Consider the following 18324-nt stretch of genomic DNA (forward strand, 5'->3'; position numbering starts at 1 on the left):
TTCAGGCCCCCATGTGGAAGCCGCCGTTCACCGACAGCCGCTGACCGGTGATGTAGGACGCGCCGTCGGACAGCAGGAAGCAGACCGGCGTCGCCGCCTCGTCGGGAAGAGTGAAGCGTCCCAGAGGAATCTTGGCCAGATAGGTGTCGCGGAATTTGTCGCCGCGCACCGTCTCCGTCATCGGCGTTTCGACCACCCCGAAGGCCACTGAATTCGCGCGAATGCCGAACCGGGCCCATTCGCGCGCGGCGCTCATCGCCGCGCCCAGCATCCCCGCCTTCGCCGCGCCGTAGTTGATCTGGCCGAAGGTGCCCTGCACGCCCGCGTCGGAGGAGACGTTGACGATGGCGCCGGCGACGGGATCGCCCGCCTTCACCCGCGCGATCATGGTCCGGCCGACAGCCTGGGTGAACAGGAAGGCCCCGGTGAGGTGGACGCTGATCACCGCGTTCCATTCGTCCAGCGTCATCTTCTCGATCAGGGCGGTCCGGGTGATGCCCGCATTGTTGACCAGGCCGTGCAGGCCGCCGAAGTGCGCCTCGGCGTCGGCGACGGCGGCCGCCACGAAGGAGGGGTCGGCGACGCTGCCGACGTAGGCCTTGGCGCGGTCGCCCAGCGCCGCTTCAACGGCCTTTAGCGCCTCGTCCTGCAGATCGACCAGGGCCACCCGCGCGCCGAGGCTCACGGCGCGCTCGGCGATCGCCCGGCCGATGCCCTGGGCGGCTCCCGTAACGACGATGACCCGTCCCTCCAGGGTCATCGGATTGCCGGACGGGATCGTCGGCACGGTCGTGGCGGCGTGAACAGCGGTCATCTCAACGCCCCGTGTAGGCGGGCTTGCGGCGTTCACGCATGGCGGCGATCGCTTCGCCGTGGTCGGCGGTGATGCTGGCCATCGCTTCATAGGCCATGCCCGCGTCCATCATCTGGTGCGCCAGCTGTTTGAGGCCGATGTTCATCGTCACCTTGGACCAGCGGATCGCCTTGGTGGCGCCGGCCGCCAGACGGTCCGCATAGGCGTCCACGGCGGCGTCGAGTTCTTCCGTCGGCAGGGAGAAGTTGATCAGGCCCATCGCCGCCGCGTCGGGCGCGGGAACGAGATCGCCGGTGAGCAGATAATGCTTGGCGCGCGCATAGCCGATCATCTGCGGCCAGATGATCGCGCCGCCATCGCCCGCGACAAGGCCGATCTTGACATGAGGATCGCCCAGGCGCGCGGTGTCGGCCGCGAAGATGATGTCGCAGAAGAGCGCGACGGTGGCGCCGAGGCCGATCGCGTCGCCATTCACCTTGGCGATCACCGGCTTGTCACAGTCGATCGCGCCGAAGACGATGCGCTTCGCCTCGCGCACGGCCTCCGAGAAGCCGTGGGGATCATTCCGCATCTTGTCGATATGCGACAGGTCGCCGCCGGCGCTGAAGGCGCGCCCGGCGCCGGTGAGCACCAGAACATCCGTCTCGGGGTCGGCGGCTACGTCCGGAAAAAGATGCGCCAGCTCGGTGTGCAGGGCGCCGGCGATCGCGTTCAGCTGATCGGGTACGTTCAGGGTCGCAGTGAGGACCTTGCCCCGACGCGAAAAGCTGATGGATTTATAGTCTTCGAAGCGCACGAAGGTCTCCTTGAGGGTCAAAGGGCGGCCGCGCCGCCGAGGATCAGGGTGGCCTGGCTGGACAAGGTCCCGCCGTTGCCGTGGGCCAGGGCGGTTTCGGCGTCGGGAATCTGGCGCGCGCCGGCCTCCCCCCGCAACTGACGCACCGCCTCGACGATGGCGAGCAGGCCATACATGCCGGGGTGAGCGTAGGAGAGCCCGCCCCCGTTGGTGTTGACCGGCAGCGGGCCTCCGGGCGCGATCGCGCCGCTCGCGACGAACGGACCGCCCTCCCCCTTCTTGCAGAAGCCGAGGTCTTCCAGGAACAGAAGGGTGTTGATGCTGAAGGCGTCGTAGAGCTGAACCACGTCGATATCGGTCGGCCCCAGTCCGGCCATGGCGTAGGCCCGCCGTCCGGACGCTGAAGCGGCCGTCGCCGTCAGATCGGGCATCGAGGCGATATCGGCGTGCCACGTCTCCGCCGCCCCGCCGAGAACATAGACCGGCTTGGCCGCATGATCCTTCGCCCGGTCGGCCCGGACGAGCACCACGGCTGCGGCGCCGTCCGTAATGAGACAGCAGTCCCGAACCGTCAGCGGCGTCGACACCATGCGCGCGGCCAACACGTCGTCGATCGTCAACGGCCCTTGGGCGAAGGCTTCGGGATTGAGGTTCGCCCACTGCCGGGCCGACACGGCCACGGCGGCCAGATGCTCCCGGGTCGTGCCGAAGACGTGCATATGGCGCGAAGCGGCCAAGGCGTAGGAGGAGAGCGGATTGAGAGGGCGATAGGGCGTCTCATAGGGCGACGCCTGCCGCATCGACACCAGTCCGCCGGCCCCCGTGCGCTGGTTGCTGCCGTGAACGACGAGCGCGACGTCGCAATAGCCGGCGTCCAGGGCCAGGGCGGCCATGACCACGTGACTCATGAAGGCGGATCCGCCCGTGCGGTTATTGTCCGTGAAGGCCGGACGGATGCCGAGATATTCCGCCACGCCGAGCCCGGAGAGCGCGTCGTTCGACGTACAGACGAAGAGGCCGTCGACTTCGTTCAGGCCGATGTTCGCCTGTTCGAGGGCCGCCAGGCCCGCCAGGGCCGCCATGTCGTTCGGCGTATAGCCCGGAGCCTCTCCGACGCCGAAGGTGGCGGCGCCGACGATTGCGGCCGCTCCACGCGGAAATTGATCCATTGACGCCTCCTCGGCCGTCTTCGCAGCCCCTGACCAGACGCTAAACAGCGCCGATGTTTCTGTCTATCGTTTGTTAGATTTTATTCGAATTTCGGCGGACGGCGTTCAAAGAAGGCGGCCAGGGCCTCCCTGAAATCCCTTGATCCCGCCGCCGTGACGAAAGCCTCCGCCTCGGTCTCCAACTGTTCTTCGAGCGGCTTGTCCCCTGCGGCGCGCAAGAGCCTCTTCGTGGCGGCGATCGCCTCACGCGGGCCCCCGCAAAGACGGTCGGCGATCGCCTCGACTTCAGCGCTCAGCAGATCGGCCGGAAAGACCGAGTTCACCAGGCCCAGCGCCAGAGCCTCCGAGGCGCTCAAGGTTTGCCCCAACAGCGCCACGCCCATGGCGCGGCGAAGGCCGAGATGCCGCACCAGACTCCAGGACCCCGAGCAGTCCGGACTGGCGGCCACCTTCAGATAGGCCATGTCGAAACGCGCGGTGTCGGTGCAAACGGCGAGATCAGTGGACAGGGCCAGACTCAGTCCGCCCCCCGCCACCGCGCCATGCAGTTCCGCGATGGTGATCAGAGGACTTTCGGCGAGTAGCGAGATGGCCCGGTGAAGCGGAGCGATCAATCGCCAGGCCGCCGCAGGGGCTTCCGCTCCCGCCTCCCGGAAATAGGCGAGATCGCCGCCCGCCATGAACGCGCGCCCTTCCCCCTTGATGATCACAACCCGCGCCGCGATATCGGCGACCGCCCTTTCGGTGGCCGTCAGGAAAGCCTCCGCCAGGCCGGGGTCGATAGCGTTGAGGCGGTCCGGCCGGTTGAGGACGATAGAAACCACGCCGCCATTCTGGCGGTAAAGGACGGGATCACTCATCGTCACCTCCAATAGGAGCCAGCCTCAAGGCTGGCGCCGTTCACATCGCATTCAAGCCGTTTGACACCTGTCGAACGTTCGTTAGATTTAACGCCTAAGCCGGAAGGGTTGCAAGTCAGCCGCCGACAAGAAACCTAGGGAGTAGACCGCATGGCGTCCGAACTGTTGTCAGATGAGGTTCTGATGCTCCGCGACAGCCTGCGCCGGCTCCTCGACGACATCGCCCCGCCCGAGACGATCGCGAAATGGGACCGGGAAGATCGGCTGCCGCCGGAGCTTATTCTGGGACTCGCCGAGCTTGGCGTCTGCGGTCTCGCCGTGGACGAGGAACACGGAGGCCTGGGCGTGGACGTGCCCGCCTTGCTGATGGTGGTCGAGGAATTGGCCCGCCGCAGCATGGCCTTGGCCGGCCTCTATGTGATGTGCGTCAGCTACGCCGGCCTGAACCTGGGCGAACTCGGCAGCGCCGACCAGAAGGCCCGTCTGCTGCCCCGCGTCGCCGAAGGCCGCCTCCTGTTCGCTCTCGGCCTGTCGGAGCCGGATGTCGGAGCCGACCTGACTGCCGTCGCCACGAGGGCCGAACGGTCGGGCGACAAGATCATCGTCAACGGGGTGAAGCGCTGGTGTTCCGGCGCGGAGTTCGCCGACTACATCTACGCCCTGGTGCGCAGCGGTCCGCAGGAAGACCGGCACCGCAACCTGTCCTTCCTGATCGTCCCTCGCGACGCGGCGGGCGTCAGCATGACGACGACGGAGACCATGGGCGTTCGCGGGGTGCCCACGAACGACGTCGTTTTCGAAAATGTCGAGGTCTCTGTGCGCGACGTCATGGGCGAAGAGGCGGGCTGGAACCAGGGATGGAGCCAGCTCGCCGGCCCGACCCTAGAGGTGGAGAAACTGCAGCCCTCGGCCATGGCCATGGGTCTCGGAGAAGCGATGGTCGAGGAAGCCTGGCTGTACAGTCAGGAACGATCCCAGTTCGGCAAGCGCATCTGCGGGCACCAGGCCGTGCGGCATACGCTCGCCGACGTCCAGACCCGACTGAGGGCCTGCCGCCTGATGCTCGACCATGCCGCCGGCCTGGTGAAGCGCGGCGAGCCGAGCGCCGTGCAGACCTCGATGACTAAGCTTTTCATCGCGGAAACCGTGCGCGGCATCGCCCTCGACTGCCAGACCGTGATGGGCGCCTACGGCTATGCGCAGGGCTTCGCCATGGAACGCTATGTCCGCGATGCTCTTGTCCTGCCGATCTTCGGCGGGTCGTCCACCATCCAGCGTTCCAACATCGCCAATCTGATGCGGCTGCCGCGGGAATGACCGCCCCCTCCGCCGCCGACCGGCCGGCCGTCGCGGTCGGCGACATCCTGCGGCTGTCCCGCCGCGATGAGCAGCGGTTTCGAGCAACCGTCTTCCAGCGCAATCACAGCCAGGCTGTTTTCGGCGGGTGTTTCCTGGGGCAGGCGATGGTCGCGGCCCAAGAGACGGCGCCCGGCCGACCGCCCAGCGCGATGTTCGCGCGTTTTCTGGTCGGCGGCGATCCCGATCGGCCGATCGATTACCTTGTCGAGACGTTGCGGGACGGCCGGTCCTTTTCCGAGCGGAGGGTCACCGCGCGCCAGGGCGACGGCCCCCTCGCCTTCGAGGCGATGATCAGCTTCCACGCGCCCGAGGACGGCGTTGCGCACCAGCGGCCCCGCTCGACCGCGATCGACGCCCCCCAGAGTCTGCCCCGCCTCGCGGACCTGGGGCATGTCTACCCGAGCGACATCGCCTCTGCGGAAGCAGAAGGGGTCGGCGGTCTCAGGGCGATCGACGCCCGGTTGATGCGGCCATTGGACTATTTCACCCATCCGGCGGAGCCGCGCGGCCGGTTCTGGGTGCGGGGCGTGGACGCCGCTCCCGACACCTCGGGCTACGCCGCCCTGGCCTTCCTGTCCGACTTCATGATGCCGACCGCGGCGATGATGCCTCATACACGCTCGGCTTTCGACGGCGGCTTTACGACCCTCAGCCTGAACCACGCCATCTGGTTTCACAGCCCTGTGCAGGCAGACGACTGGTTCCTCCATGAAACGGAAAGCCCCTGGGCCGGCCAGGCCCGCGGACTCAGCTTCGGCCGCCTGTACGCCAGCAGCGGCGCTCTCGCGGCCTCCACTTCCCAAGAGCTTTTGATCCGGCGCCGCTAGCGCCGAAGGAGACACCATGGCCGAGGCCTATATCGTATCCGCCGTCCGCACCGCAGGCGGCCGTCGCAACGGCAAGCTGAAGGACTGGCATCCCGCCGACCTCGGCGGCGCCGTCGTCGATGCGCTCCTGGAGCGCTCCGGAGCCGATCCGGCGCTCATCGACGATCTGATCTTCGGCTGCGTCGGCCAGGTCGGCGAGCAGTCGCAGAACGTCGCCCGCAACGTGGTGCTGTCATCCAATCTTCCGGAGACGGTTGCGGGCGTTTCCGTCGATCGCCAGTGCGGCTCATCCCAACAGGCGCTTCACTTCGCCGCCCAGGCCGTCCTGGCGGGGAGCGCGGACGCCGTCATCGCCGGCGGCGTCGAGAGCATGTCCCGCGTGCCGATGGGCCTGCCCTCGGTCCTGCCGGCGGAACAGGGATTCGGCGTATCGCGCGGCGTCCGCATGGCCGCGCGCTATCCTGGCGTGAAGTTCAGCCAGTTCGACGGTGCGGAAATGATCGCTGCCAAGCATGAGCTGACCCGGGAGGTCCTCGACGCCTTCGGGCTCGAAAGCCACCGCCGAGCCGCCGCCGCCACCCGGGCCGGACGCTTCCGCGAAGAGATCATCGCCCTGAATGTGGAAGGACCCGACGGCGTCGAAAGCCATGAGACGGACGAAGGCGTCCGCTACGACGCCAGCCTGGAGGCCATGGCCCAGGTCAAGCTGCTCAAGGAGGGGGGCCGATTGACGGCCGCCACTTCGAGCCAGATCTGCGACGGCGCGTCGGCCGTGCTTGTCGTGAACGAGGCCGGCCTGAAGGCGTTGGGCCGCCCCCCGCTCGCCCGGATTCACCATATGTCCGTCTTCGGCGGCGATCCGGTCATCATGCTCGAGGCGCCGATCGAGGCGACGCGGCGCGCCCTTTCGCGCGCCGGCCTGGGCCTGAAGGACATCGACCTGTACGAGGTCAACGAAGCCTTCGCGTCCATTCCCCTCGCGTGGCGGAAGGCGTTGGACGCCGATCCTGAGAAGCTCAACGTCAACGGCGGCGCGATCGCCCTGGGCCATCCGCTCGGCGCCTCCGGGACCAAGCTCATGGCGACGATGATCAATGAACTGGGGCGGCGCGGCGGCCGTTACGGGCTCCAAACCATGTGCGAGGGCGGGGGCATGGCGAACGTCACGATCATCGAGCGGCTTTGACCCGGTTCCCGCCCGGCAGGTCGACCTCGACGCGGCGGGCGGCGGCGATGATCGCCGCCCCGGCCGCGACATAGGCGATCGGTGCGATCAACAGCGCCAGCCGCAGACCGTCGGCACCGCGGCTCGGCGCAAGGGCGTCGCTGACGGCGCCGACACACAGGGGCCCCAGCGACGTCCCCAGGCCATGGATGATGAAGACCATCACCGACGCCGTGAGCGCGCGCATGTGCACGGGAGCCATGGTCTGGGCGAAGGCGTAGCTCGGCCCCATGTAGAGCGAGCCGAGGAAAAGCGGCGCCGCCAGCAGAAGCAGCAGCCCCACGCGACTGTCGGTGTTCAGAGCGAAGTACAGGCAAGGGGCGCTGACGACCAGGCCCAGCGCCGCCAGGATCAACGTCCGCCTGGGGCTGTTCCAGCTCGAGATCCATCCCCCTGCGAGGACGCCGGCGCCGGCGGCCAGGCCGGTCACCACGCCGATGTAGGCGCCCGCGTCGGCGATGGAAAATCCCCTGACCCGAACGAGATAGCTGGGTCCGAAAGTGATGATGGCGGACGTGCCGAGCGTGAACAAGGCCCCGCCCACGGCCAGCCATTTGAAGGTTTTCAAGCGCCACAACGTCGCCAGGGCCTGCCAGAGGGTCGCCGTCTCCTCGGCCTCGATCGCGTCCTCGCTCTGCCCCCGTTTCGGCTCCCTGAGCACGATCAGCATGGCCGCCGTCAGCGCCAAGCCTGCGCCCCCGGCCAGAAGCAGTGTTTCGCGCCAGCCCAGGCTCTCGACGAGCCGGCCCCCGAGCGCCAGGCCGCCCATCACGCCGATCGCCCCGCCAGCCTGAAAGACCGCCATGGCGAGACCCCGGCGGCGAAGCGGAAAATAGTCCGCCAGGATCGCCTGGCTCGGCGGAACCGCCCCCGCCTCGCCGACCGCCAGCCCCACCCGGGCGAGCGCGAGGTGAACGAAGTTCTGACTCAAGGCGCCTGCGGCGGTCATCAGGCTCCAGAACGCCAGCGCGCCTGACACCACCAGCTTGCGCGACGTGCGATCCGCCAGCCGGGCCAGCGGCAGGCCTAGGAGAGAGTAGATGACGGTGAACATGACGCCGCCCAGCAGACCCACCTGCGTATCGGTCAGGACGAACTCCGCGCGAATGCTCTCCAGCATGATGAAGGGCAGCTTGCGGTCGATCAGGCTGAAGGCGTTGACCAGGGTCAACAGCAGCAGGGCCAGCCAGGCGGCGGTCGTCGTCCGCGTCTGGCCGAGTCGGGCGGGATTGCTCGCGGTCATCGGGCCTCTCGGTTCAGGATAAAAAGTCCGGGCCGGGGAAGCCCCGGCCCGATAGTCGGGAGGCGGTCAAAGTCCAGGAAACAGGAGCGCGCCGTTCTCGACGAAGAACTTCCGAGCATAGCCGGGATCGAGACGGTCCAACCATTTCTGGAACTTGCCGACCGGATCGCGGCTGCCCTCCAGATGGGGATAGTCGGTGCTGAAGACATAGATCTCCTCCATGCCGTAGCGCTCGATCATCAGAGGCAGATTCTCGTGGTAGAAGGGCGCCACCCGGACGTTCCGACGCACGTATTCACTGGGCTTCATCGGATACGACCGGCCGACCTTGGCCAGAAAGCCCGTCCACAGGTCCATGCGCTCGACGCAAGGCCCGACCCACCCCGACCCGTATTCGATGATGCCGAACCGCAGGCCGGGGAAACGTTCGAAGACCCCGCCCATGACCAGGATCTGAAGATAGAGTTCGGCCGGCATATGCGCCACGAGCATGAAGTAGGGGCTGATCGCCTCTTCGCCGCCGGGGCGCGAGGCGGGCGAGCCCTTGAGCGTCTCCGCCTGGCCCCATTCCCGTGCAGGCAGGATCGGATCGGGATCCTGACCGCTCAACATGCCGCCGCCGCCCAGATGCAGGGTCACCGCGACGTCCGCCTCCTCCAGGCGCCGCCAGAAGGGGTCCCAAGCCGAATGCGCCGGAGACAGACCGGCCGGCGGCGCCGCGCAAGGCAGGGTGACGAGCTTGGCCCCGCCCTTGATCACGCGATCGACCTCTTCGAGCGCCCAGGCGATGTCGCCCATGTTGATCATGCAGGCGACCCGCGCGCGCCCGCCTGTCTGGGCGCCCCAGGCCAGGGCGACGTCATTGTAGCGCCGGCAGGCGGCGCGAGCCGCCGGCGAGTCCACCCGAAGCTCCTTGCCGAAGGTGTTCTGGAAGACCAGTTGCGACCGCAACCCCATCATGTCGATGGCTTCGACTCGCTCTTCGGCGCGCGAGAAGGACGCGCCCAAGGCGCTGATGCCCTTGACGGACCAGATGTCCTCGCGGTTCTGCGCGCGGCTCGCCTTATCCTCGTCCGAGTCGAAATAGGCGGCGATGTAGTCGGAGATCGGGTCGCGGCCGAGATCGCCCAGAATGTCGCGCATCAGGTCCGGCTCGGGATAGACATGGCCGTCGGCGTCCAGCCGCTCGCCGAAGAATGCATCCTTGGGCGGTGCGGCAATTTCGGAAACGCTCATTCGAAACGTCCTTCCTAGAGTTGATATTTGAGAGTGAAGGAGACGAAGCGCGGCCGCTGATAGGCGACGAAATCACCCAAGGCCGAGGTGAACATGTTGGAATAGATCGCTTCGTCCGTGAGGTTCTCGCCCGAGACCAGCGCCGACCAGCGCCCGCTCGGCGACGTCCAGCGCGCCGAAGCGTTGAGCTGGGTGTATTGCGGCTGCCGGATCCGGTTCAGCGGATCGGAATACCATTGAGCGCTGGCGTAAGCGTCCGCGCCCAGGCGCAGATCGCCCCCGAGGAGCGGCAGGGTGTAGTCGAGCCCCAGGCTCCACGTCCATTCCGGAGATCGGGAGAGGCGATTGCCGCTCACGTCCCGCACGACCTGGCGATTACCCGCGGGCGCGCCGCCGACGTAGAGGGCCGGATCCGGCTCAAGCACAACGGCGTCCGGAAACTCGTCGTAGCGGGCGTCCAGGAGAGAGCCGCCGAAGCGCAGGTTCAATCGGTCGGTCAGCGAGGCGTCGATATTGGCTTCCAGGCCCTTGATGGTGGATTGGGCCGCATTGGCCAGGGCGAAGGTGGTGGCGCCGTTGATGAACAAGGGCACGGTTACCTGCAGGTCCTGATAGTCGTATTGATAGGCCGCCAGGTTGAGCCGCACGCGCTGCGCGAGGTCCGACTTCAACCCGACCTCGAAGGCGTCGACATATTCGGGGGCCGCCGGCACCGAGGAGCCGACCGCCGAGGTCGAGTTGAACGTGCCGCTTTTGAAGCCCCGCGTGTAGGAAGCGTACACATTCGAATTTTTGGCGAACTGATAGCGCGCGACCACGCGGGGCGACACGTCGGACCAGTTGTCTTCGCCTTCCGCCGTGACCACGGTCGGCGTCCTCTGGCTGAAACGGGCGCTGCGCTCCTCGTAGGAGGCGCGCAATCCGCCCGTGAGAAACAGGCCCGAAACCGGTTCGAAGACGACCTCGCCAAAGAGCGAGGCCGCCTTGGCCTCCTGTCGACCGGCGAAATTCGTCGCGCCCGAAAGAAAGGGATCCAGGACCGACTCATTAGAAAAGAGATTGCCGCCGAGCGTCCAGTTCCAGCGCCCTGTGCCGCTCGACGCGAGCACCGCCTCAAGGCTGTAGGTCTCAGCGTTGAAGGTCGTGTCATTGCCGGACACAGGCGCCGACGTGTTGTCAGAGTCCGTGAGATTGTATTGACTGGCCTTGCTGTAGGCGAGGATCGTGCGGAGATCGAAGCCTACGAACTCGCGACTGTAGTGAAGATCCACCGCGAACGATTCGCCCTTGGATATGGGAGTGAACTGGGTCGCCGTCGTCCAGGGCTCGGTCGGCACGACCGCTCCCGGAGCCCTACGCCCACGGCTGTTCCCGGCCAGAGGCTGCCCGGACTGATTGGTGTTGTCGCGGCCGTCCTGGTAGCTAACGCCCAGCCAGAGGCGGCTCACGTCGTCGATGTCGAACACCAGCTTGGTGCGCGCGGCAAAAAGTTCGCGGCTACCGCTGTCCTCATTCAGGAAGATGTTGCGGACGAAGCCGTCGTCCTTCAGGGCCGTCACCGCCAGGTTGGCGCTCAGGCGCCGGGTCAGCGGTCCGGAGACATAACCCGCCGCCTTCCAGTAGCCGAAATCCCCTGCGGACAGGGCGACCGACAGGTCGGGTTCGGCCGACGGCAAACGGGTGGTGATGTTGATCGCGCCGCCCGCCGCGTTGCGACCGAACAGCGTCCCCTGCGGCCCCTTGAGGACCTCGATCTGCTCCACGCCTTCCAGTTCAAACAGGTTGCTGAACTGCTCGGGCCGATAGACGCCGTCGATGTAGATGGCGACGCTGGACTCGTCGCCCTGGCTTCCGTTTCGCGATCCGACCCCGCGGATCGTGGGCTGGGCGAATTGGTTCGATCTCGCGAAGACCAGCCCGGGCGTAACGCTCGTCAGGTCCTCCGTGGAGACGATTCCGGCGTCCTCAAGCCGTTCGCTTGAGAGCGCCGTCACCGAAATGGGCACGTCCTGGAGCCGCTCCGCGCGGCGCTGCGCGGTCACCACGATATCGTCCAGAGCGGACGGTCCGCTGGTCGGCGGCTGGAAATTTGAAACGGCGTCCTGAGCCATTGTATTTCCGGCGGACAGGACGCACACCCCCCCCATCGCGCCCAATATGAGATACCTCATGTCCTCTCCCCTTGTTTGCTCTTGTATTGTGAGCATTGGGGATAGACTTGGCTCGATCTCCTTCTAACTCAATATGAACCGCATCAACATCGCAGGTGCGATGATTAGGCGACGCAGGCCGTCCTACCGCCCCACAAACACCGCCTGGCTCTTCTCGAGGAACGCCTTGCGGGCGGCCAGGTGATCCTCCGTGTTGGCGAGACCTGGAACGGTGTTGAGCTCGAAGCGAGCCACGTCGTCTATCCCGACCAATCCCTGGGCCATCGCCGCCTTGATCGCCGCCAGGGACAGCGGCGCTGAGGCCTCGAATTCGGCCGCGACCGCCAGCGCGCGCTCAAGGGCCCCGCCTTCGACGGTCAGTTCGTCGACGAGCCCGATGGCGGCCGCCTCCTCCGCGGCGATTGTCCGAGCCGTCATCATCAGCCGCCGCGCCTTGGGCAGGCCGACGCGCAGAGGGAGGGTGTAAAGAAGGCCCATGTCCGGCAACAGGCCGATCTTGGCGAAGGATGCGCCGAAGCGGGCGCCCCGGGCGGCGATGACGACATCGGCCGCGGCCGCCATGGACATTCCCGCGCCGAAGGCGTCGCCCTCCACGGCCGCGATGGTCGGCTTGGCTCCCCCGACGATGAGTTCCAGGAGCCGGTGAACGCTCTTGAGGCGCTCCCGCACCGCGAGCGGTCCATTGTCGGCGTCGCTCACGCGGCGCAGGTCGGCGCCCGAACAGAAATGGCCTTCCGCTCCGGTGAGGACGACCGCTCGCACGGCAGCGTCGCTGGCGGCGCCGGCGATGGCTTCGGCGATCCGGCTGCGCATCTCCGGATAGAAGGCGTTCTTGCGACCAGGATTGGTCATGGTGAGGACCAGCGCCGGCCCGCGGCGCTGGATGACGAGGCCGTCGATCGCATCAGTCATTGGGGGGTCTCCGGGTTGTCCCGCGCGGCGCGGAGTTGGACTTCATCGTGGCCATAGGGCGCGTCACGGCGCTGGAGCGCGGTCTTGACGCCCTCCGCCTTGACGAGATCGAAGAAGGCGCGCGGCGCCTCGGCCAGGTGGGCGCGCGCGTCGTTTTCGGCGGCGAAGCGCTGAAGCGTCTCCCACCCCATCAGTTCCAGCCCCATGTTGACCACGCGCTTATGTGCCGCCAGCAAGGCGGGATCGCCTAGGGCGATGCGATCCGCGAGGACGGCGACCGCCGCGTCCAGCTCGGCGGGGGGATACGATTCCATGACGAGCCCCAGGGCGGCGGCGTCGCGCCCCCGCAACACGTCTCCCGTCAACAGGAGGCGTTTCGCCCACTGGGGCCCCATCAGATAGAGCCACATATGATTGGCGGGCGATCCGAGCGATCGGGCTGCGGGAAAGCCGATGCGGGCGTCATCGGCGGCGATGACCATGTCGCAGTTGAACGCGATGTCGGTGCCGACCGCCAGGCAGTTCCCCTGCACCTTGGCGATGACCGGCTTGTGCATTCGAAAGATGTCGAGACGGAGATTGGATCCGTAGCGGGTATGCCAGACGTCGTCCTCGAAGGCGGTCCGTCCGCGGTAGTCGGCGGGATCGTAAGGGCGCCGTCCGTCCGCGCCCGGTTCGATGCCCTCGGAGATGTCCGCGCCCGAACAGAAATCCTTGCCTGCCCCTTGCAACACCACGCAATGAACGGACCGCAGATCGTCAGCCTCGCGCAGCGCGTCATTGAGTTCACGCAGGCAGCGCGCGCTCTGGGCGTTGCGCTTCTCAGGCCGGTTGAAGGTGATGTAGGCCACCCTGCCTCGCACCTCGAATCGCAAGGTGTCCGGCGCGTTCAACCATTTTCCCATCGTCTCGCTCCTCTGTCGTCGGGCAAGCGATAGCACCCTGGTTCCGCGAGCGAGCATCGGGGATGCGATGTTTGCTTCGTCCCCACGCGAAACGCGCCAGGGCGAACTAGCCTTGCACCCGGATCGAAACCGGCCTGCAAGGGAGACGCCACCATGAGAATAGAGACCTTTCGCGGCTTTGGCGGCGTCGCCTTGTCGGTCGAGCGCCATGGCTCGCCTGAGGATCCCGGCGTGGTGCTCGTTCATACGGGGGGGCGGCGGTCCAGCGATTGGCGACAGACGGCCGAGGCGCTCGTCGCCGCCGGTCGACATGTTCTTTGTCCTGATCTGCGAGGGCATGGCCTGAGCGCGCGTCCAGCGGACGGGCGCTATGATCTCGAGGCCTACGCCGAAGACCTGCGGGCGCTTCTGCGCTCGCTTCCCACTCGTCCCGTAATCGTCGGGGTCGCCATGGGCGCCGCGATCGCGCTGGCCGCGATCGCCGATGAAGGCGCGCATCTTGCGGCGGGCGTGGTCGTGGCGGGCGTGGCTCCGATACTCGACCCCGACGCCGTTCGCCAGCTGGCGCGAAGCCGACGGTTCGACGCGACCGGCGATCGGCGCTGGACCACCGGACTGGACATCACGGACCTGGAACGCACGCTGGATTCGGTTCTTGGACAGATCAGGCTGCCGATCCTGATCCTGCACGGCGCCGACAATCCCCTCGTCAGCCGCGACGCCCGCGACGCGATGGCGCGTCGGGCGCCCCACGCCCGACATGTCGAGGTCGAAGGGGCCGCGCACGATGTCGCTGCGGATCAACCCGAGCAGTTCCAGGCGCATCTCCTGGAATTCCTCGAGACGGAAGCGCCCCGGGACCCGCAGGCCTATCACGCGGGATCGGACGTCAGGACCCTGCGTGACGCCCTCGGCTGCTTCGGCACGGGCGTCACCGTCGTGACCACCGTGGATCAGAATGGCGCCCCCGTGGGCCTGACGGCCAACTCCTTCACGTCGGTGTCGCTCGATCCGCCGCTGCTGCTCTTCTGCCTGGCGCGGACGGCCGGGTCCTTGGCTGCTTTCGAAGCGTCCTCGACCTTTGCGGTGAACGTTCTGCACATCGGCCAGCAGCCCACGTCCGACCGGTTCGCACGGCGAAGCGAAGACCGCTTCGCGGAGACGGCGTTCGAAGCCTGGCATGACGGCGTTCCCGCGCTCGTCGGATCGCTGGCGGTGTTCCTGTGTCGCAAACATGCGGTTCACGACGGCGGCGACCACCGGATCTTCGTCGGGGAAGTCATACGCGCGCGCTTTGAGCCGCGAAGAGACCCGCTTCTTTATTTTCGCGGCCGGTATCGCCGACTGCATTTTGCTTGAGCGCCATTTGACCACGACCCGGCAGGTGACGCGCCGCCGCGGCGCGGATCCGCTCGGCGAAGTCCGCCGCCCGATCGAGGGTGGTTTCCGCGTCGCTGCCGATGCCGACGCCGAGCAACTGGCCGTCTCCGCAGTCGGGAAGTGGCGTGCAAACCATGCCGCCCCCTCGCCAGACCGTGTTGGCGGTCACGGAATAACCCAGTCGCCGCATTTCGGCTGTCTCTGCGAGAACCGCCGAAGGCGTGACCCTCCATTTTTCGGAAACCTGCGAATTCAGTCGATGAACGAACTTACGGATCGCTTCATCGGGCAACGTCGAGAGGAGCGCCCGCCCCATCGCCGTATGCAGAGGCAAGGAACTGCTTTCCGGAACCACAGTGGTGACAAGTCGGGACGACGGCAACACATGCACATAGCGCACGGCCAATCCTACGAGCATGCCTAGGACGACGAATTCCCCGGTTTGTTCATTAAGGTCCGCCAACATCTCCATGAGCGGACCGCCTTGAAGCAGCAGGGGGGCCGCCCCCGCCCCGAGCAAGGCCACCCTGGCGGTCGGCACATAGGTCCGACGGAAGGGATCGTGGGCCAAATAACCCAGGGCGGTGAGACATTTCAGCAGTTCTGACGTCGAAGACTGCGGAAGGCCATGAGCCTTCGCAATGTCCATGACGGTGGCTTCCGGCTGCTGACGGGTCGAGAAGTATTCAAGCACCTGCAAGACCCGTTCGGCCGACTTGATGCGCTTGGCGTCAGAAGCCAGAAGGGTCGACGCCCGACTCGGGCTTGATGATCGGCGAGGCGTGCGCGTCGGCGTCGCCTGACATGCGCCAGCGTCCATGACTTCACTCCCTAATTCCCTTCTCTGAGGGCTTCTAACTACCATCCGTTAGATTATGAGACTTTGTCAACGGAGCACGGGTCGAACGTCGTCGGTCGCAACGCATATGCGGTGCTTCCATGCCAAGCATTGCGACCGCTCTGGCGTTCCGACACCTTGAATGCGGTCATCGGAGAGGGCGTGTGTGAGCAAGACGAATTCGAAGTCCGATCGAGCGCTTGCGGCGCTGCGCGTCGTCGATCTCGGGCGGCGGCCGGCCGCCGCCCGCGCCGCTCAATTGCTCGCAGAGCTCGGCGCCGACGTCGTGCGCCTCGAACGTGGCGCGGAGCCGGACGACTCCCAGTATCGCGCGCTAAATCGGCACAAGCGTTCAGTCCGGATCACGGCTGATGCCGATAACCACACTGCGTTGGAAGCTTGGCTCCGCGATGCCGATGTCGTGGTTGATGACGGAGAATTGGAGGCCGCAGGCTTCGACCCGACAAAGCCGCTGGCCTGCAACCGCGACCTTATCGTCTGTTCAGTTACGCCCTATGGCCTTTCCGGTCCTCGCCGAGGAGAGGACGCCGATGAAGCGGTGCTCCAGGCGCAGGCGGGACTCATGGCGATCACGGGCCATGACGACGACGCGCCCGGCGGCGGCCCCATGCAGATCGGCGTTCCGCTCATTACCGGCCTGTCCGCTGTGAACGCGGCGACAGGCGTGATCGCGCTTCTGATCGGCCGCCTGCGGGCATTCGCGACCCCTACGTTCGTGGATGTCGCGATGTTCGACGTGGCCGTCACGATGCAGTCCCATGTCGTCCAGAACTATCTGATTTCCGGTCGCCAGCCCCAGAGGCGCGGCAACGCCGGAAACGGAGGCCATCCCGCCCAGACCTTCGACTGTGCGGACGGGGTCATCTACATCTCGGCGGGCACCGATCAACACTACGCCAAACTGTGCGAAGCACTCGGCCACGCCGACATGGTGGGCGACCCGCGCTTCGCCGACGTCCTCGCCCGAGACCGGAACCGCGCCGAGATCGACGCCGTGCTCGGCCCGATCATCAAGACCCGTTCGCGCCAGGCACTGATGGATCTTCTGGTAAAGGCCGGGGTGCCCTGCTCCACCGTCAACACCTACGCCGATCTGGCGGCCGATCCCCACGTTCAGGCGCGCGGCTTGATCGTTCGGGACGAGGACGGCCTCCCTGGCGTGGCTTCCCCCCTCCGCCTGCCTCGCTCGCCGACGGTCCGCTCGGCGGCTCCGCCTCCCGGCGAGCGGTTCAAGGGCTGGCTCGCGCCGCGGCGCCCTCGATCGCTGCACGGCGATGGCGCCGTCTCGGCGGCGCCGCTCGACGGGGTCAGGGTCCTGGACCTTGGCCGGGTGCTGGCGGCGCCGTGGGCGGCGCAGGTGCTGGGAGACTTCGGAGCGAACGTCCTGAAAGTGGAACGGCCGGGCCGCGGCGACGACGCGCGCCTCTACGGACCGGACGCCCTGACGGACGCTACCGGCGTCCGGACGTTGGAGTCCGCCTTCCATCTCTGCGCCAACCGCAACAAGCGCTCCATTCTCGTGGATTTGGCCTCGGCCGAAGGGCAGGCGCGCGTCCGGTCGCTCGCGGCCGACGCTGACGTGCTGATTGAGAACTTCATCGCCGGCAATCTGGCGCGCTTCGGTCTCGATGCTTCCACCCTCAGGAGCATCAATCCCCGGCTGATCTATGTCTCGCTGACCGGGTACGGCCAATCCGGCCCGTATGCCGACAGGCCCGGCTATGACGCCGTGTTTCAGGCGCAAGGCGGCCTTATGGCGATGACCGGTCTCCCGGATGGAGAGCCCGGCGGCGGCCCGTTGAAGACAGGGCCCAGTCTGATGGACGTGTCCACCGGCCAGTTCGCCGCACTGGCCGCCGTCGCCGCGCTCCACCAACGCCATGCCGACGCGGCCCCCGGCCAGCACGTGGACGTCGCTCTGCTGGATGTCGCGGTCGCCATGCAAGCCGGCGGCGTTCAGTCTTTCCTCGAGACAGGACGCCAGCCGCCGAGACGCGGAAACCGGGTCGGCCCTTCTCCAACCGGCCTCTACACCTGTCAGGACGGCCCGATCTTCCTGTCCGTAAGCTCCCCGGATCACCTGCACGCACTGGCCACCATCGCCAGCACCGTCATCCCCTCCCTATCGCCGTCAGATCTCGGCAAGGCAAATGCGGCGGGTCTCGAAGAGCGGCTGCGGGGCGCTTTCCGGCGGACGACGCGCGACCGCGCCCTCGAACGGCTCGCCGCCCTGGGCGTGCCGGGCGCTGCCGTGAACCGTTATGACGAAGTCTTTGCGGATGCTCAGCTTCGCGCCCGCGCGCTCGTTGAAGACATCACGCACCCTGCGTCGGGAACGAATACCGTGCGAATTCTCTCCAGCCCCATCTTCCTGGGAAGCCGCCGCTCGCCTTCGGAGCGCCCTCCCATGCTAGGCGAGCACGAGCCCTTAGCGGTTTTCTGATGGCAGGTTCAAAACCACGATTAACCCCTATAATTTCCAGAAGGGAATAGACAATGATGTGCCCCCTTCTGCTCCCTCGATCTTATGAGAGCCAAAAGGGGTTGCGGTTGCGAGCGCAGATCGGC

The 18324-nt window shown here is 66.8% G+C and carries 15 protein-coding genes; 5 read left to right on the forward strand and 10 right to left on the reverse strand.

Annotated elements, in window-relative coordinates:
- Position 1: 1 nt before the first annotated feature.
- The 4 genes from FGL25_RS11245 to FGL25_RS11260 all read right to left on the reverse strand — a co-directional run bounded on the left by FGL25_RS11245 (position 2) and on the right by FGL25_RS11260 (position 3639).
- Positions 2-814 carry an SDR family oxidoreductase gene (locus FGL25_RS11245; RefSeq protein WP_197733839.1) on the reverse strand — a complete coding sequence of 271 codons (813 nt, stop codon included), beginning with the start codon at positions 812-814 and terminating at the stop codon, positions 2-4.
- A gap of 1 nt (position 815) precedes the next feature.
- Positions 816-1610, reverse strand: coding sequence for an enoyl-CoA hydratase-related protein (locus tag FGL25_RS11250; protein ID WP_134582106.1), 795 nt, complete (start codon positions 1608-1610; stop codon positions 816-818).
- Between the two features lie 17 nt (positions 1611-1627).
- Entirely contained in the window at positions 1628-2779 is a 1152-nt protein-coding gene (locus FGL25_RS11255) for a thiolase (protein WP_134582105.1), read from the reverse strand.
- A gap of 80 nt (positions 2780-2859) precedes the next feature.
- Positions 2860-3639: an enoyl-CoA hydratase/isomerase family protein gene (locus tag FGL25_RS11260; protein ID WP_252970137.1), complete on the reverse strand. Its 780-nt coding sequence runs from the start codon at positions 3637-3639 to the stop codon at positions 2860-2862.
- 150 nt (positions 3640-3789) lie between these two features.
- Here FGL25_RS11260 and FGL25_RS11265 point away from each other — a divergent pair, with 150 nt between their 5' ends.
- From FGL25_RS11265 to FGL25_RS11275, 3 genes are read left to right on the forward strand one after another with little or no spacing between them, the layout of a single operon-like run.
- Positions 3790-4956 carry an acyl-CoA dehydrogenase family protein gene (locus FGL25_RS11265; protein ID WP_134582103.1) on the forward strand — a complete coding sequence of 389 codons (1167 nt, stop codon included), beginning with the start codon at positions 3790-3792 and terminating at the stop codon, positions 4954-4956.
- Positions 4953-5825 carry an acyl-CoA thioesterase gene (locus FGL25_RS11270; RefSeq protein ID WP_134582102.1) on the forward strand — a complete coding sequence of 291 codons (873 nt, stop codon included), beginning with the start codon at positions 4953-4955 and terminating at the stop codon, positions 5823-5825. Before FGL25_RS11265 ends, FGL25_RS11270 begins: the two co-directional genes overlap by 4 nt.
- Positions 5826-5841: 16 nt before the next feature.
- Positions 5842-7011 carry an acetyl-CoA C-acetyltransferase gene (locus FGL25_RS11275; protein WP_138141732.1) on the forward strand — a complete coding sequence of 390 codons (1170 nt, stop codon included), beginning with the start codon at positions 5842-5844 and terminating at the stop codon, positions 7009-7011.
- On the opposite strand, the gene FGL25_RS11280 is transcribed toward FGL25_RS11275, so the two are convergent.
- The 5 genes from FGL25_RS11280 to FGL25_RS11300 all read right to left on the reverse strand — a co-directional run bounded on the left by FGL25_RS11280 (position 6995) and on the right by FGL25_RS11300 (position 13505).
- The gene (locus FGL25_RS11280; RefSeq protein ID WP_134582100.1) at positions 6995-8293 is read right to left on the reverse strand and encodes an MFS transporter; all 1299 of its coding nucleotides are present in this window, start codon (positions 8291-8293) and stop codon (positions 6995-6997) included. The two genes, FGL25_RS11275 and FGL25_RS11280, sit on opposite strands and share 17 nt — an antisense overlap.
- Before the next feature lie 66 nt (positions 8294-8359).
- Entirely contained in the window at positions 8360-9529 is a 1170-nt protein-coding gene (locus FGL25_RS11285; protein ID WP_134582099.1) for an amidohydrolase family protein, read from the reverse strand.
- 14 nt (positions 9530-9543) lie between these two features.
- A complete protein-coding gene (locus FGL25_RS11290) occupies positions 9544-11640 on the reverse strand; it encodes a TonB-dependent receptor (protein ID WP_167493338.1) in 2097 nt (698 codons plus the stop codon).
- Between the two features lie 183 nt (positions 11641-11823).
- A complete protein-coding gene (locus FGL25_RS11295) occupies positions 11824-12612 on the reverse strand; it encodes an enoyl-CoA hydratase/isomerase family protein (protein ID WP_134582097.1) in 789 nt (262 codons plus the stop codon).
- Complete coding sequence (locus tag FGL25_RS11300) at positions 12609-13505, reverse strand: crotonase/enoyl-CoA hydratase family protein (RefSeq protein ID WP_252970139.1); 897 nt, start codon at positions 13503-13505, stop codon at positions 12609-12611. Before FGL25_RS11300 ends, FGL25_RS11295 begins: the two co-directional genes overlap by 4 nt.
- Before the next feature lie 165 nt (positions 13506-13670).
- Here FGL25_RS11300 and FGL25_RS11305 point away from each other — a divergent pair, with 165 nt between their 5' ends.
- Positions 13671-14876 (forward strand): alpha/beta fold hydrolase, encoded by a 1206-nt coding sequence (locus tag FGL25_RS11305; RefSeq protein ID WP_138141734.1) that lies wholly within the window; start codon positions 13671-13673, stop codon positions 14874-14876.
- Here the strand turns inward: FGL25_RS11305 and FGL25_RS11310 are convergent.
- Entirely contained in the window at positions 14797-15717 is a 921-nt protein-coding gene (locus tag FGL25_RS11310; RefSeq protein ID WP_167309517.1) for an IclR family transcriptional regulator, read from the reverse strand. The two genes, FGL25_RS11305 and FGL25_RS11310, sit on opposite strands and share 80 nt — an antisense overlap.
- Positions 15718-15901: 184 nt before the next feature.
- On the opposite strand from FGL25_RS11310, the gene FGL25_RS11315 reads away from it, so the two are divergent.
- Complete coding sequence (locus FGL25_RS11315; RefSeq protein ID WP_167493339.1) at positions 15902-18199, forward strand: CaiB/BaiF CoA transferase family protein; 2298 nt, start codon at positions 15902-15904, stop codon at positions 18197-18199.
- Positions 18200-18324 lie beyond the last annotated feature (125 nt).

The organism is Brevundimonas vancanneytii (genome assembly GCF_901421975.1).
Classification (GTDB): domain Bacteria; phylum Pseudomonadota; class Alphaproteobacteria; order Caulobacterales; family Caulobacteraceae; genus Brevundimonas; species Brevundimonas diminuta.

Excerpts from the sequence above, each read along its gene's own strand:
- FGL25_RS11245 (WP_197733839.1), bottom strand. The coding sequence starts at position 814 with ATGACCGCTGTTCACGCCGCCACGACCGTGCCGACGATCCCGTCCGGC.
- FGL25_RS11255 (WP_134582105.1), bottom strand. The coding sequence starts at position 2,779 with ATGGATCAATTTCCGCGTGGAGCGGCCGCAATCGTCGGCGCCGCCACC.
- FGL25_RS11260 (WP_252970137.1), bottom strand. The coding sequence starts at position 3,639 with ATGAGTGATCCCGTCCTTTACCGCCAGAATGGCGGCGTGGTTTCTATC.
- FGL25_RS11265 (WP_134582103.1), top strand. The coding sequence starts at position 3,790 with ATGGCGTCCGAACTGTTGTCAGATGAGGTTCTGATGCTCCGCGACAGC.
- FGL25_RS11270 (WP_134582102.1), top strand. The coding sequence starts at position 4,953 with ATGACCGCCCCCTCCGCCGCCGACCGGCCGGCCGTCGCGGTCGGCGAC.
- FGL25_RS11275 (WP_138141732.1), top strand. The coding sequence starts at position 5,842 with ATGGCCGAGGCCTATATCGTATCCGCCGTCCGCACCGCAGGCGGCCGT.
- FGL25_RS11280 (WP_134582100.1), bottom strand. The coding sequence starts at position 8,293 with ATGACCGCGAGCAATCCCGCCCGACTCGGCCAGACGCGGACGACGACC.
- FGL25_RS11285 (WP_134582099.1), bottom strand. The coding sequence starts at position 9,529 with ATGAGCGTTTCCGAAATTGCCGCACCGCCCAAGGATGCATTCTTCGGC.
- FGL25_RS11290 (WP_167493338.1), bottom strand. The coding sequence starts at position 11,640 with ATGGCTCAGGACGCCGTTTCAAATTTCCAGCCGCCGACCAGCGGACCG.
- FGL25_RS11295 (WP_134582097.1), bottom strand. The coding sequence starts at position 12,612 with ATGACTGATGCGATCGACGGCCTCGTCATCCAGCGCCGCGGGCCGGCG.
- FGL25_RS11305 (WP_138141734.1), top strand. The coding sequence starts at position 13,671 with ATGAGAATAGAGACCTTTCGCGGCTTTGGCGGCGTCGCCTTGTCGGTC.
- FGL25_RS11310 (WP_167309517.1), bottom strand. The coding sequence starts at position 15,717 with ATGGACGCTGGCGCATGTCAGGCGACGCCGACGCGCACGCCTCGCCGA.